The organism is Emticicia sp. C21 (assembly GCF_003418935.1).
In the GTDB taxonomy this organism is placed as follows: Bacteria; Bacteroidota; Bacteroidia; order Cytophagales; family Spirosomataceae; genus Emticicia.
The window spans coordinates 272,274-285,083 of sequence record NZ_QVMT01000006.1 but is presented as its reverse complement, the minus strand read 5'-3'; the positions used below and the strand labels follow the sequence as shown (position 1 = coordinate 285,083).

15 protein-coding genes are annotated in these 12,810 nt (G+C 37.7%); 10 read left to right on the top strand and 5 right to left on the bottom strand.

Features of this window, described 5'->3' with window-relative positions:
* Positions 1–165 precede the first annotated feature (165 nt).
* Both D0T08_RS15890 and D0T08_RS15885 read right to left on the bottom strand, forming a co-directional pair.
* Positions 166–1,761, bottom strand: coding sequence for a S8 family peptidase (locus D0T08_RS15890; RefSeq protein ID WP_116983650.1), 1,596 nt, complete (start codon positions 1,759–1,761; stop codon positions 166–168).
* Positions 1,762–1,936: 175 nt separating this feature from the next.
* The gene (locus D0T08_RS15885) at positions 1,937–3,073 is read right to left on the bottom strand and encodes a PLP-dependent aspartate aminotransferase family protein (protein WP_116983649.1); all 1,137 of its coding nucleotides are present in this window, start codon (positions 3,071–3,073) and stop codon (positions 1,937–1,939) included.
* Between the two features lie 96 nt (positions 3,074–3,169).
* Here D0T08_RS15885 and argB point away from each other — a divergent pair, with 96 nt between their 5' ends.
* From argB to D0T08_RS15850, 7 genes are all read left to right on the top strand, one after another.
* Positions 3,170–3,958, top strand: a complete 789-nt coding sequence (gene argB, locus D0T08_RS15880) for an acetylglutamate kinase (RefSeq protein ID WP_116983648.1) — start codon at positions 3,170–3,172, stop codon at positions 3,956–3,958.
* 196 nt (positions 3,959–4,154) lie between these two features.
* Positions 4,155–5,234 carry a M20 family metallo-hydrolase gene (locus D0T08_RS15875; protein WP_116983647.1) on the top strand — a complete coding sequence of 360 codons (1,080 nt, stop codon included), beginning with the start codon at positions 4,155–4,157 and terminating at the stop codon, positions 5,232–5,234.
* Between the two features lie 14 nt (positions 5,235–5,248).
* A complete protein-coding gene (locus tag D0T08_RS28085) occupies positions 5,249–5,452 on the top strand; it encodes a Uma2 family endonuclease (protein WP_116983646.1) in 204 nt (67 codons plus the stop codon).
* A gap of 10 nt (positions 5,453–5,462) precedes the next feature.
* On the top strand, positions 5,463–5,654 hold the full coding sequence (locus tag D0T08_RS28230; RefSeq protein WP_147322788.1) for a Uma2 family endonuclease: 192 nt from the start codon (positions 5,463–5,465) through the stop codon (positions 5,652–5,654).
* Entirely contained in the window at positions 5,648–5,836 is a 189-nt protein-coding gene (locus tag D0T08_RS15860) for a hypothetical protein (protein ID WP_116983644.1), read from the top strand. The genes D0T08_RS28230 and D0T08_RS15860 overlap by 7 nt, the downstream gene beginning before the upstream one ends.
* Complete coding sequence (locus D0T08_RS15855) at positions 5,836–6,279, top strand: DMT family transporter (RefSeq protein ID WP_116983643.1); 444 nt, start codon at positions 5,836–5,838, stop codon at positions 6,277–6,279. The genes D0T08_RS15860 and D0T08_RS15855 overlap by 1 nt, the downstream gene beginning before the upstream one ends.
* Positions 6,280–6,326: 47 nt before the next feature.
* Entirely contained in the window at positions 6,327–6,740 is a 414-nt protein-coding gene (locus tag D0T08_RS15850) for a RidA family protein (protein WP_116983642.1), read from the top strand.
* Positions 6,741–6,795: 55 nt separating this feature from the next.
* Here the strand turns inward: D0T08_RS15850 and D0T08_RS15845 are convergent, their stop codons facing one another.
* The gene (locus D0T08_RS15845; protein ID WP_116983641.1) at positions 6,796–8,067 is read right to left on the bottom strand and encodes a 3-deoxy-D-manno-octulosonic acid transferase; all 1,272 of its coding nucleotides are present in this window, start codon (positions 8,065–8,067) and stop codon (positions 6,796–6,798) included.
* Between the two features lie 395 nt (positions 8,068–8,462).
* Here D0T08_RS15845 and D0T08_RS15840 point away from each other — a divergent pair, with 395 nt between their 5' ends.
* From D0T08_RS15840 to gcvT, 3 genes are all read left to right on the top strand, one after another.
* Positions 8,463–9,530: a hypothetical protein gene (locus D0T08_RS15840; protein ID WP_116983640.1), complete on the top strand. Its 1,068-nt coding sequence runs from the start codon at positions 8,463–8,465 to the stop codon at positions 9,528–9,530.
* 26 nt (positions 9,531–9,556) lie between these two features.
* Positions 9,557–10,948: a hypothetical protein gene (locus D0T08_RS15835; protein WP_116983639.1), complete on the top strand. Its 1,392-nt coding sequence runs from the start codon at positions 9,557–9,559 to the stop codon at positions 10,946–10,948.
* Positions 10,949–11,074: 126 nt separating this feature from the next.
* Positions 11,075–12,178, top strand: coding sequence for a glycine cleavage system aminomethyltransferase GcvT (gcvT, locus tag D0T08_RS15830; RefSeq protein WP_199538170.1), 1,104 nt, complete (start codon positions 11,075–11,077; stop codon positions 12,176–12,178).
* A 4-nt stretch (positions 12,179–12,182) separates the two neighbouring features.
* Here the strand turns inward: gcvT and D0T08_RS15825 are convergent, their stop codons facing one another.
* Together D0T08_RS15825 and D0T08_RS15820 are read right to left on the bottom strand one after the other, a co-directional pair.
* Positions 12,183–12,548, bottom strand: a complete 366-nt coding sequence (locus D0T08_RS15825) for a DUF5615 family PIN-like protein (protein WP_116983638.1) — start codon at positions 12,546–12,548, stop codon at positions 12,183–12,185.
* Positions 12,545–12,772 (bottom strand): DUF433 domain-containing protein, encoded by a 228-nt coding sequence (locus tag D0T08_RS15820; RefSeq protein ID WP_116983637.1) that lies wholly within the window; start codon positions 12,770–12,772, stop codon positions 12,545–12,547. Before D0T08_RS15820 ends, D0T08_RS15825 begins: the two co-directional genes overlap by 4 nt.
* Between the last annotated feature and the right edge of the window lie 38 nt (positions 12,773–12,810).

Sequence of the window (12,810 nt, the reverse complement as noted above, 5' to 3'; positions counted from 1 at the left end):
TTACTTTAAATTCTTACTTGCACATCTCTACAATTCATCAATAGTCTTTTGCGCTATTTACAAAGTAAAAAGAATTACAATATAATCTGCAATCGTCTCATGTTGATAAAATAAAAAATCCGCAGTAAAGACTACTGCGGATTCGAATATGCGTTTAAACATTTGTTATTCTACTTTCATCATTTCTTTTGCCATCTTCACAGCATTGTAAGCATTCACAATACCACCCGTTACTGACAAATCTTCAAATTTCACAATTTCTTTCCCGCCAGGTTTATATACTCTGAAATCAGGCACTTTTACAGATGATTCCAGAATAATCTTTTTGATTTGAGCGGCTGTTAACTCAGGAAAATATGATTTCAATAAAGCCGCTACACCTGTAGTTGCAGGGGCTGCCATACTTGTACCACTTTTCTCCTCATATTTAGAGCCTGGCACTGTTGAATAAATATCAACACCCGGTGCAAACACATCAACACCTTTTTTACCGTAGTTACTGAATTCGGCTACTGCATCAGGGGCACTTTTCCACGACAACGCACCTACCGAGATCCAATTTTCTGCTTTTTGTCCGTTTTCGTAAGTGGCGGTCGGGTAATGCACGTCAACATCAATATCCAGATTGTCGTTACCCGCAGCGGCCACTAACAGTACGCCTTTCGATTGCGCATATTTCACGGCATCATCTACCCATTTTTTCTCAGGCGAATATGGTTTACCGAAACTCATATTGATGATTTGGGCACCGTTATCAGCTGCATAACGAATAGCATTGGCTACGTCTTTATCTCTTTCATCACCATCTGGCACTGCACGAACAATCATCAGTTTTACATCGTCAGCTACACCTAAGATTCCTGATGTATTATTACGGTTAGCACCGATAATACCTGCTACGTGCGAGCCGTGCATCCCATCCGGGCCGGTTACTTCATTATTACCGTACTCACCATATTGTAGTTTATCAGGATTATCACCTACTACAGTACGCGCATTGAAATCAAGATTATAATTATATTTCAACTCGCTTTCATAGTGCTCTACTGCTTCTTTAATATCATTACCACTAGCACCTAATTCTATAAATTTCTCAAGTGTACGTTTAGCGGCTCTTACACTACGGTCTGCGTTGTTTTCGTCAATACCCGAGATATTTTCTTTAGTCAGTGTTTCTACTTTCAGGAAGTTCTTCAAAATGGTTTCAGACTCCGTATAGTTTTTATATAATTGGGCATAAAAAGGTGCATATTGTTCTGCTTCCGCTTTCTTTTCTTCATATTCTTTCTGTAGTTTACCCATCAAATCATATTCAGCCTGATTTTTACGAATCAGTTTTTTAGAAGGTTCAGTACCGAATTTATCTTTGAATCTTTTCAGCATACGGGTTATTTCCACCTGTTCATGGTTCACGTCCTGCCCGTCTTTACCACCTAAGAAATCCCAGCCGTTAATGTCATCAACAAACCCGTTTTTGTCGTCATCCTTGCCATTGCCTGCAATTTCCTTGCTATTTACCCAAAGTTTATCTTTCAGGTCTTCATGATTCACATCCGTACCGCCATCTATTACGGCTACCACCACCGTTTTAGAAGTTCTGCCTTTCAGTAATTCCTGATAGGCACGTTCAACACTCATCCCACGAACACCGTCTTTTTCAAAGTCAAGATTCTGCCAGTTAGGTTTAGTTTTTAACTCTTGTGCGTTGGATTGAAGAAGAAAAAAAGGAGATAAGAAAAAAGCAAAAAGTATTTTTTTCATGTTTAGTTTTTTTTGAAATACAAATCTATTCTGGTTAAAGTATTTATCCCGATGGACAATATTAGTCACTTATGATTAAGATAATACAAACTATGTAAACTGCGAAATAAACGAATTGGTTCGGGTTTTATTTAACCCATAATGGGTTATTTTATTGAATGGAGGTGCGCAAAGCTTATAGATTCTCTAGGGCTTGTCTGAAATCTTCAATTAAATCATCAATGTTTTCGATCCCTACCGAAATCCGAAGCAAGTTATCAGGACTCACCGAATGTGCTCCCTCTGCCGATTTACGATGTTCTATTAAAGTCTCTACTCCGCCCAAACTTGTTGCATGTTTAACTAATTTTAAATTTGAAGTCAGTTTTAAAGCAGCTTCCTGTCCACCTTTTATCAGAATGGACATCATCCCACCAAAACCATTCTTCATTTGTTTTTTAGCTACTTTATGGTATTCGTTAGACTTTAGACCCGGATAGTTTACTTTTTCTATCTGCGGATAACTTTCCAGGAAAGTAGCTAGTTTCATAGCATTCTGTCCATGAACAGGCATCCGAACGGCAAACGTAGCAAGGCTACGAAACAACAACCAACAATCAAAAGGTGAAGAGATTACGCCTCCTGTAGTCTGAAAGTTTCTGATTCTGGCCTTTAAATCCTGTGGAAGACTATCATTCACAATAATACAACCACTTAGTATATCAGAATGTCCACCAAAATACTTGGTAGTTGAGTGCATGATAATATCCACCCCAAAATCAAAAGGTTTAGTGAAGTAAGGCGTAGCCCAGGTATTATCACAACCTGTCAGGATATTTTTAGATTTAGCCAGTTTTACTACTGCCTGAATATCGGTTATTTTAAGGTTTGGATTTGAAGGAGTCTCTATCCAGATGAGCTTAGTATTCTTCTTAATGGCCTTTTTTATCTGATTAATATCGGTCATATCTACAGGCGTACAGGTCATACCCCAATGTGCATATAGACTTTCTATCATGTATCTGGTACCATAATAAATATCATCTGGCAAAATTACATGGCTATTTGTACCTAAGGCATGAAAAACACTCATGGTTGCTGCCTGACCCGATGAAAAAGCGATAGCATCCGTTCCACCCTCCAAAGCTGCGAGTTTCTCTTCTAGCATTCTTCTGTTAGGATTAGATGCCCGGGCATAGATATCTCTTCCTTCTACAAAGGCTCCATCTTCGGCACGCTCAAAAGTAGTAGATAGAACAATGGGTGGTACAACTGCTCCGGTTGTAGGTTCGCCATGATTTCCTGTATGAATGCTTAGAGTTTCTAATTTCATGTGTAATTTTGGAAAATAATTCTTGAAGTTTAACCGTGCCACGCCCTTTTTCAGACGAGTATAGGCGTGGCACGGTAGCAGCAAATATAACCATAAATGAAGCAAAAACTTAACATTATAAAAATCGGCGGGAATGTCATAGACAATCCACGGGCTCTAGCTCAATTTCTAAAAGACTTTTCAGCGCTATCCGATGCCAGGGTATTAATTCACGGCGGTGGCAAAATCGCCACAAAAATAGCCGTAAAACTGGATGTTGAAACCAAAATGGTAGAGGGTCGACGTATTACTGACCTACCTATGTTAGAGGTAGTAACGATGGTATACGGAGGATTGGTAAACAAGCAAATCGTTGCCCAACTACAGGCTTTAGATTGTAATGCTATCGGACTGACAGGCGCCGATGCAGGTGTAATATTAGCAAAAAAGCGTCCTGTACGTGAAATTGACTATGGCTATGTAGGAGATGTGGAGAAAGTGAATGATGCCATTATCAAGAATTTTATTGATAACCAACTGACTCCGGTTTTTGCTCCTTTGACTTTTGATAAAGATGGAAATATCCTGAATACGAATGCTGATACACAGGCATCGTCGGTAGCAGTAGCTATGGCTAGTCATTTTGAAGTAAATCTGATTTATTGCTTTGAGAAAAAAGGTGTACTTTCAGACCCTGAAGATAATGATTCGGTGATTCCGAAACTGACACCTGCCAGCTATGCGGAATACAAGGCTAACGGAACAATTAATGCAGGTATGATTCCGAAACTGGATAATGCTTTTGCGGCTTTACAAAAGGGTGTTTCGAAAGTAATTATCTGTCATGCCGATGAATTACAACAAGCAGTAACCCAAGGACAAAGCGGAACACAAATTATTTTATGAAATGAAACTGTTTGAGTTAATCTTGTTATGTTCAAAATGATTCTTTTTTCCAAATACTGCGTCATAACAATCCTCATTTAGCTCTGCTAAACTCCGGTTGTCATTCCTTGTCTTTGAAAAAAATAATTCATTTTGATTCATAAAATTTAACTCAAACAGTTTCCTTAACTTTGCATCAACAACATACAGAATATATATGATTCAAAATTCCAATCTGGTTGAGACGCTAACAAATGATGCGATTGAATTACTGAAAGATTTAATCCAAACCGAATCTTTTAGTAAACAGGAAGATGAAACAGCAGCTATTATAGAAGAATTTTTCCGTGAGAGAAATATTCCTTATCGCAGAAAGAAAAACAATATATGGGCAAGAAATAAATATTTCGATGCTAATAAGCCCACTGTTTTATTGAACTCTCACCACGATACGGTAAAACCGAATCCCTCATGGACTCTTAATCCGTTTAACCCCTTATTGAAAGATGGGAAATTATATGGATTAGGCAGTAATGATGCAGGTGGGTGTTTAGTATCGCTAATTGCCACTTTTTGCTATTTTTACTACCGTGACGATTTAACTTATAATGTGATTATAGCCGCCACTGCCGAAGAAGAAATTTCAGGACGAGAGGGGCTTGAAATGGTAGCACCTGAATTGCCGGAGATCTCTTTTGCTATTGTGGGTGAGCCTACGCAAATGCATCTGGCTGTGGCTGAAAAAGGGCTTTTGGTATTGGATTGTATTGCACATGGCAAATCAGGACATGCAGCAAGAAATGAGGGCGAAAACGCGATTTATAAGGCGATTCAGGATATAAACTGGTTCCAGACGCATCAATTCCCGAAAGTATCTGAGAATCTTGGTCCCATTAAAATGACGGTGACGATTATTAATGCAGGAACACAGCATAATGTAGTGCCGGATACCTGTAAGTTCACGGTTGATATTCGGGTAACAGAGCAATATACTTTAGAAGAAATCATTGAAACGGTAAAGAAAAATATTGGTAGTGAGGTAATACCACGTTCGATTCGTTTACGACCATCAAGTATCCCGATGGAACACCCGATTGTACAGGCGGGTATTTCTATGGGACGCAATACTTACGGTTCACCAACTACTTCTGACCAGGCTTTATTGGATTGCCCGTCTCTGAAGATGGGTCCCGGTGATTCAGCTCGTTCACATACGGCCGATGAGTATGTACATATAGATGAAATAGTAGAGGGAGTTCAATTATATATCAAGATGTTGGAAAAGGTGATTCTTTAAACATATCTTATATCATGGGACAGGCTGATTTAAAAAAATATTATTCAGTAGAAGAATATTTTAAGTTAGAAGAAATCAGCGACTTAAGACATGAATATTTTAAGGGTGAACTTTTTGAATTAGAGGGTTCAACATTGAATCACAATCGGATTATTGGAAATATTGCAAATAGCTTAATAGCATTTATAAGTAAAGAAAGGGTGGGATATTTTTACTGAAAGTGTAAAATTGGAAGCAATTCAAGAAAATTGTTATCTATATCCAGATATAATGCTTACTTGTGATGCGGATGATATAAAACAAGATTTTTTCATTCGTCGTCCAAGCTTAATTATTGAGGTATTATCTGAGTTAACTACCCGATATGATCATGAGTTTAAGTTACGACAATATAAAGCTCTGTTAAATACTATATGTTAGTTTCACAGAATGAAGTACGCATTGAATTATATAGTCGCCTGAATGATTTTCAGTGGCAATATGAAGATTTTATTGAACCCAGCCAGATAATTAATTTAGGGAAACTCGATATTATGCTGTCTTTAGAAGAAATTTATAAGACTATCATTTTTGATTCTACCGAAGAAGCCAATAAACATTAATGAATATCATTTTTTACTTTTTCGCTATTCTTTGCGGAGTTGCCAATAGCATTCAGTCAGGTGTGAATGCCGAGCTCCGTAAGTCTATTCAGAATCCGATCTATTCGGCCATTATTTCTTTTTGTATCGGCCTGATAACCCTTATTCTGATTACTCCTTTTTTTAAAGAACCTATCCCCTCTCTGGCCTCACTTAAATCAGTAGCCTGGTGGAAATGGACAGGAGGTCTTTTGGGTGCTTTTTTTGTAACAACAGTTATTCTAAGCATTCAGAAAATCGGTTCAGCCAATATGCTTGCCTTAATTGTTGCTGGTCAGTTAATTACAGCTATGACGCTCGACCATTTTGGCTTACTAGGATTCAAAGTACATCCTGTCAGCCTGATGCGCATTCTTGGTGGGATAGTTACTGTTGTTGGCGTTTATATGATTGTGAAGAATTAATTGATAACTGTTTATCCTGATTCCAGAAACTTTATTACATTAAGATAATGATTGAAAAAGATTTTATCAATCCGAATGATTTACCTAAATGGGAGCAATCTTTTTCGCAGGTAGTAATGGTTGATAATGGAGATTCCCGAACGATTTATCTTTCAGGACAGGTTTCAATGGATAAAGATAATCAACTCATTGGGGCAAATGATTTGGCAACTCAAGCAAATCAGGCCTTTCAGAATGTTAAGACTGCGTTAGCTTCGGCGGGAGCAGTACCGGAAGATGTTGTTAAAATAAACATTTATGTAAAAGATTATCGTTTCAGTGATGCCGAATGCATTAGTGAGGCATTTCGAAAAGTTTTTACTCAAAAAAAACTTCCTGCAAGTACCTGGCTTGGCGTACAATCTTTAGCTTTAGACGGATTATTGATAGAAATTGATGCTATTGCCATAATTTCTATATAGATGATTGAAAGTTGAATAATAAAACTTTCAATAGCTCAGAAGCAGTAAAAATTAACTACTTTTTTACTACGCTTTCTACCACTTCCATGATTTTCTGCGTAGCACCGACATTGTCCAATACATAATTGCTGCATATTTCAGCAGCTTTTGTTCGTTTCTTTTCGTTGGCTTTTAGCCCTTGATACAAAGTTTTTAGCTCTTCCATATTCTCTACCGGAAAGGCTCCTCCTAATTGAACTAAATCATTTGCCTCCTGAAATTTCTGATACGATTGATTACCAAAGAAAATAGGCATACCAAAAGTAGCGGCTTCCAGAATATTATGTAATCCCTTACCAAAAGAACCGCCAATAAAAGCGTATTCAGCATATTGGTATAAAGAAGAGAGCATACCAATGTTATCAATAAACAGCACATCATAAGATTCCAGATCCTTCACCTCATCTGTATCAGAAAAAAGTACCGACTTGACTGTTAATTGGTTCCGCCAGATTTCAATCTCAGCATCATGAATTTCGTGCGGAGCTACAATAAATTTGGTACCGTCCTTTAATTCATTAATTAGCGGAATCAACACATCCATATCAGTCTGCCATGCCGAGCCTATAATAAATATCTGATGCCCGTCCTTGAATTGCGCTACAACCGGAATATCTTTTTTATTATCTACAATTTGTTTCACACGGTCAAAACGGGTATCACCTGCCAGGGTAGCATTGTCTATATCAATACTTTTCAATAATTCTAAAGAGCTTTCATTCTGAACCAGAATATGGTTGAATTGATGGAGCAAGTCACGATAAAAACCACCATAAAACTTAAAAAATATCTGATTAGGTCTGAAAATAGCCGAGAAAGAAATAACAGGAATCTTGCACTTGTTTAATTGTGTCAGATAGTTTTTCCAGAACTCATATTTCACAAAAAAAGCAATATCAGGATCTACTATTTTCACAAAATCTTTGGCATTTTCGGGTGTATCAGTAGGCAGATAATAAATGTAGTCTGCACCTGAATAATTTTTCCGTATCTCGTAACCAGACGGGGAAAAGAAAGTGAGCACGATTTTATACTCAGGATATTGCTTGCGAAAGGCTTCTATCACCGGACGCCCCTGTTCAAACTCTCCTAAAGAAGCACAATGAAACCAGGCTACTTTTGCACTCCTTGACCTCAATTGTCGGCGTTCAGCATCTGATTTCAGTTTATTGAATAGGTTATTTCTGCCCTCTACCCAAAGTTTTGCTTTCTTATTGAAAGGTGCAATAAGCTTCAATAGCCCAACATAAATATAAATTGAGAGATTATATAGGAAGTCTAGTAACATACGAGTGGTTAATTATCAATAATGATATTTACAGAACAAACCTACAAAAAAGCTTTGAAAAAGTATGTTTTTAAACTTAGTTAGCCTGTAATCTTAATTTATTCTCAATTTTTTCTTTATCCCAAACTATTGATATATACGATGAAACTAATATACGTAAATAGGACAAAAGCAAGAAAAAACGACCATATACCCCTTGTAGGCACCTCTCTTCACAATTATTTAAAGAAAATCAAAATATTTTTCGGAATTTCGAGTTATAATGGCAATTATGTCGGTTAATATTTGTTATCCATAAGCCATATTGTATTTTTAACAAGTAAATACGATTCATTTCCCACAAAGGCGAGTAACCCATATAAAATTGGGGAAATGATTAAAACACCAGTTAACCCATGTCTTTCCTCGATCGTCTAAAAAATTGGTTCCGCTCTGAAATACCATCAGAAACACTGAATACCGAGGTACCTGCTGTAGCAATTGAACCTCAAAATGAAGCAAACAATCTGGTTACGCCTACTACAGAAATACCTGTCTTAAGCACAGAGGCTCCTTTAACTCCTTTCTGGTTAGAAAATGAAGATGCCCTGAGAGATGAGGGAGTAATCTTTGGTTTGTCAGACTCTAAAGCAGAAGAGAAAATCGGTGCAATAAGGAATTATTTTTCACATAAAACAGCCGATTTAGAGAAAACAGCTGAATACCTCTCGGAGAAAATTGGTGAATTAAACCTTTTCATCGAGCAAAAAGAAACCCGCATCAATGAACTGAAGGATAAAGCGCACACGCTTGAAAACCGTGAAGCAGCTAATCATTATTTACCACGTACAATCGTTGGTCTATTATTGTCTTTAGCTATGTGTGTAGGTAATTATTACCTGATAGATGAATCCATCCAGCCAAATTTCCCACAGAATCACTTTTTTATTGCTTTAGGTGTTTTGTTGGCTGGTATGTTTAATTTATTTAATCCAAAGTCATTGTTTCATGAAAAAGATGCACCTGTTTCGTGGAGAAATGCCCTGGAAGAAATAGGTATGCCTTTGGCTGCTTCGGTTTTTGTATTTGTGCAAGCACTCGAACATCAGTCTATTGTAAGAGCATTAGCCTTGTTACTCTTTAGTTTCTTCCTGTTCCTATTTGCAGGGAAACTCTTATTAAGTAACCTAACAGTAACTAAGAATGATATGAGTTTATGGTTGGGAAACAGAAGATTGAAAAGTGATAAAATAAGCAAAGCAAGTGAATGGGATGTTGAATTGAATAGACTAACCAATGAAATTGATGAGTTGAGAGTTCAGAAATGGAAAATCGTTGATGAGCTAAAAGCACCAGAAGCCGAATTGAAACGTTTGAATGAAAAACGTGATATGATGATAAAATTGTTTGAGAGTGAGTTTAATCTGGCGAGAAGCTATCGTGAGAAACTTACCAGCAAACAAATCAAAAAGATTTTAGAATAATTTTTCAACATGAAAGCTAATTAAGCATGGAAAAAGAAAACGAAAATTATTATAACGGAGATTTTCAGCACGGGTATATTACTGGTGTCGAGAATGTCGATAAGGGGACTTATGAAAGTTTCCTTTCCAGTCACGTCAGCTATGAGTGGTTACAAGACCGCATTGCCGAAAAGCGTGCAGAAATAGCTGAGATTGACGAGACTATTAAACATAGTAAAGAAACGCAGAAAGTTGCTTACGATAAATTTCAGGAGCATTCGCTTGCGGTAAACACACAAACCCAACACATAGGTTACATTCAGAAAGAAATTGATGCCAATACCGAAAGGATCACTTTCCTGGATGAAAAGCGCAAAAAATCAGAATCGCCATACTCGTTATTTGCAGGTATTTTATACCTATTGGCAGGGGTAGCTTTCGTATCGGGTGATTTGATTATCTCGCACGAAATTGTGGCTTATGCCCTCAATATCCGTAATAGCTTTGAGGCCTGGGCTTTTGCCATTGGTTTAGCGATGTTGTCTATCCTGTTGAAACCTGCTTACGAGCGTTTGGTAGAGCAACCTTACCTGACCGATTATAATGCCAAAACCAAAAAGGTTTATGGGATTTTCCAAGGCTTTTTATTGGTGTTTTCTATCGGTACGATGCTTGTTTTAGGGTGGTTCCGTTATGAAGCCTATAAAACAGATAAACTGAAAGAGGGTATCAACAAACAGATAAAGGCTATGCAGGTAAACAGTACGCCTTTAGACCCTAGTTCGGCACAACCATCTGACAACCAAGCGTTGATTCAGAAAATGGACGAGCAATTAAAAGCTTATGACAAACTAAATATTGATTTAGTGAATAGTCCATGGGCGTTGATGTCGTTTGTTTTGAGTGGTATTCTATTTGCCATTGCCGGTGCAATCTGCTTGGGTATTGCTCTGCCTGTAATGCAGTCTTATTGGTATAGATGGCTCCAATCTGGACCTGCTATCAGACGCTTGCGTAAGAAAAATGTAAAATTGACAGAAAATTTGAAAGCTGCGGAAAAAGTACTAGCAGAACAAACAGCGCAAAAGAATATTGTAGAAAATGATTTGGCTAATCTACCAGGCATTGCTGAATTGAAAGAGGAAAAGAAAGTACTTTCAAACGAGATTTTGAGTATGCTCGAACATACCAGATTAGCAGACCAGGATCGTCGCATCAATTCATTCAACGATGGTGTTGCTAAAGGTGGAGCGAATCGTGGAGAAATGACTGACGATGAATACGAAGAATTCAGAACTGCTTCGGTTCGTCAGATGCGTAATGCTCAGGATTCTAACTCAGATAAAACACCAAAAGTGTATCGCAATAACGGGCTTCGCCCGCATCAGCAACTTCGTAAGGTGATTACTGAGCAGTTTAATAATCAGAATCCTAACTAAGGAGATTGGTTTTAGAATATTTAAAAGTAGAAATATGGCAACGTGTTTCTACTTTTTTTGTTTGAGGGGTTTACAACCCGATATTTTATTTATTTTTGTCGCCAGAACATATCCTTCAAAAAATACATGGACTCAACAGAAATAAAGAAAATCCCTCTGAGTGATTTACACGAAAAAATCGGTGGAAAAATGGTGCCATTTGCAGGCTTTCTGATGCCTGTTCGCTATTCATCTGATATCGAAGAGCATAATTGTGTGCGTAATGGCGTGGGTGTTTTTGATGTATCACACATGGGCGAATTTATGTTGACCGGAGAAAAAGCCCTTGACCTGATTCAACGCGTATCAGCAAACGATGCTTCTGTATTGTTTGACGGCAAAATACAATATAGTTATTTGCCTAATAAACAAGGCGGTGCGGTAGATGATTTATTGGTTTATCGTATGAACGAAAACTGGTATTATCTGGTAGTAAATGCGTCAAACATCGAAAAGGATTGGGAGTGGATTCAAAGCCATAATACGGATGGCGTGAAAATGACTAATGTATCTGATACTACCTGTTTATTTGCGGTGCAAGGCCCAAAAGCATTGCCAACGCTTCAAAAGCTGACAGATATGGATTTGGCTTCGATGGATTATTATACTTTCCAATCGGGCAAAGTAGCCGGAATTGAGCCTGTGATTGTATCAGCTACCGGATATACCGGAGCAGGTGGCTTTGAAGTGTATGTAAGCAATGATAGAGCCGAAGAATTGTGGAATGCGATATTTGAAGCAGGTGCTGAGTTTGATATTAAACCCATCGGTTTAGGTGCTAGAGATACTCTACGCTTAGAAATGGGTTATTGTTTATATGGCAACGATATTACCGACACTACTTCTCCACTGGAAGCAGGCTTGGGTTGGGTTACCAAATTCAATAAAAACTTTGTTAATTCAGCTAATTTGCAAGCACAGAAAGCAGCTGGTTTGAAACGTAAATTAGTAGGTTTGGAAATGGTTGACAGAGGGATTCCTCGCTCACATTATGAAATCTGTGATGCTGAGGGCGATAGATTAGGAGAAATTACCTCAGGTACTATGTCGCCAACTTTGCAGAAAGGTATTGCGATGGGATATGTACCGACTGAATACTCAAAAGTGGGGACAGAGGTATTTATCAAAGTAAGAGATAAATTGTTGAAGGCAGTGGTTACTAAGATGCCTTTTGTGAAGCCTGGGGTGTAAGATACTATTTTAGAGGGAGAATTCTAACTCTGATTTTAGATGTGTCAAAAGTTATTAAGCTTCCCTCTTTCAAATAATTCTCATATTGATTAAAGCAGTTGATAACTGTTTCTCCAATAGCAGTTGGAAGTAATTCTTGACTTTTTAGTTGAAACACGCTTGGAGAATCAGCATTTGTTGCAGCTAATATAGCACCAAAGTCTAAATCATTTGTAAATACAATGTAGTTGTTTTTCGAAGCATAGTCGAATATAACTTTGTCAGGGTCGTTTGGTTTACCAACATTTATCCAATGAATGGCTTCAAAACCATTTTCTTGGAGAAATTGAACCCAACTGGGAGACAAATTCATGTCAATTAATATTTTCATGAAAATACAGCAGGAATATCAATTTCTTCGGCTCGCCAAGCAGCATAGGAAAGAGCCTGACGTAAATCTTCTATTTCTAAATACGGATAAGCCTCCAGGATTTCATTATTAGAACGCCCCGCAGCTATTAAACCTACAATTGTTCCTACTGTAACTCGCATTCCACGAATACAGGGTTTGCCCCCCATAATATTTTGATTGAAAGTGATACGATTGAGGTCCATATAATAATCCTTTTTGTTTCCTTATACAAATATAACTT

Coding starts and splice junctions, on each gene's coding strand:
- D0T08_RS15890 (WP_116983650.1), bottom strand. CDS start 1,761: ATGAAAAAAATACTTTTTGCTTTTTTCTTATCTCCTTTTTTTCTTCTT.
- D0T08_RS15885 (WP_116983649.1), bottom strand. CDS start 3,073: ATGAAATTAGAAACTCTAAGCATTCATACAGGAAATCATGGCGAACCT.
- argB (WP_116983648.1), top strand. CDS start 3,170: ATGAAGCAAAAACTTAACATTATAAAAATCGGCGGGAATGTCATAGAC.
- D0T08_RS15875 (WP_116983647.1), top strand. CDS start 4,155: ATGATTCAAAATTCCAATCTGGTTGAGACGCTAACAAATGATGCGATT.
- D0T08_RS28085 (WP_116983646.1), top strand. CDS start 5,249: ATGGGACAGGCTGATTTAAAAAAATATTATTCAGTAGAAGAATATTTT.
- D0T08_RS15860 (WP_116983644.1), top strand. CDS start 5,648: ATGTTAGTTTCACAGAATGAAGTACGCATTGAATTATATAGTCGCCTG.
- D0T08_RS15855 (WP_116983643.1), top strand. CDS start 5,836: ATGAATATCATTTTTTACTTTTTCGCTATTCTTTGCGGAGTTGCCAAT.
- D0T08_RS15850 (WP_116983642.1), top strand. CDS start 6,327: ATGATTGAAAAAGATTTTATCAATCCGAATGATTTACCTAAATGGGAG.
- D0T08_RS15845 (WP_116983641.1), bottom strand. CDS start 8,067: ATGTTACTAGACTTCCTATATAATCTCTCAATTTATATTTATGTTGGG.
- D0T08_RS15840 (WP_116983640.1), top strand. CDS start 8,463: ATGTCTTTCCTCGATCGTCTAAAAAATTGGTTCCGCTCTGAAATACCA.
- D0T08_RS15835 (WP_116983639.1), top strand. CDS start 9,557: ATGGAAAAAGAAAACGAAAATTATTATAACGGAGATTTTCAGCACGGG.
- gcvT (WP_199538170.1), top strand. CDS start 11,075: ATGGACTCAACAGAAATAAAGAAAATCCCTCTGAGTGATTTACACGAA.
- D0T08_RS15825 (WP_116983638.1), bottom strand. CDS start 12,548: ATGAAAATATTAATTGACATGAATTTGTCTCCCAGTTGGGTTCAATTT.
- D0T08_RS15820 (WP_116983637.1), bottom strand. CDS start 12,772: ATGGACCTCAATCGTATCACTTTCAATCAAAATATTATGGGGGGCAAA.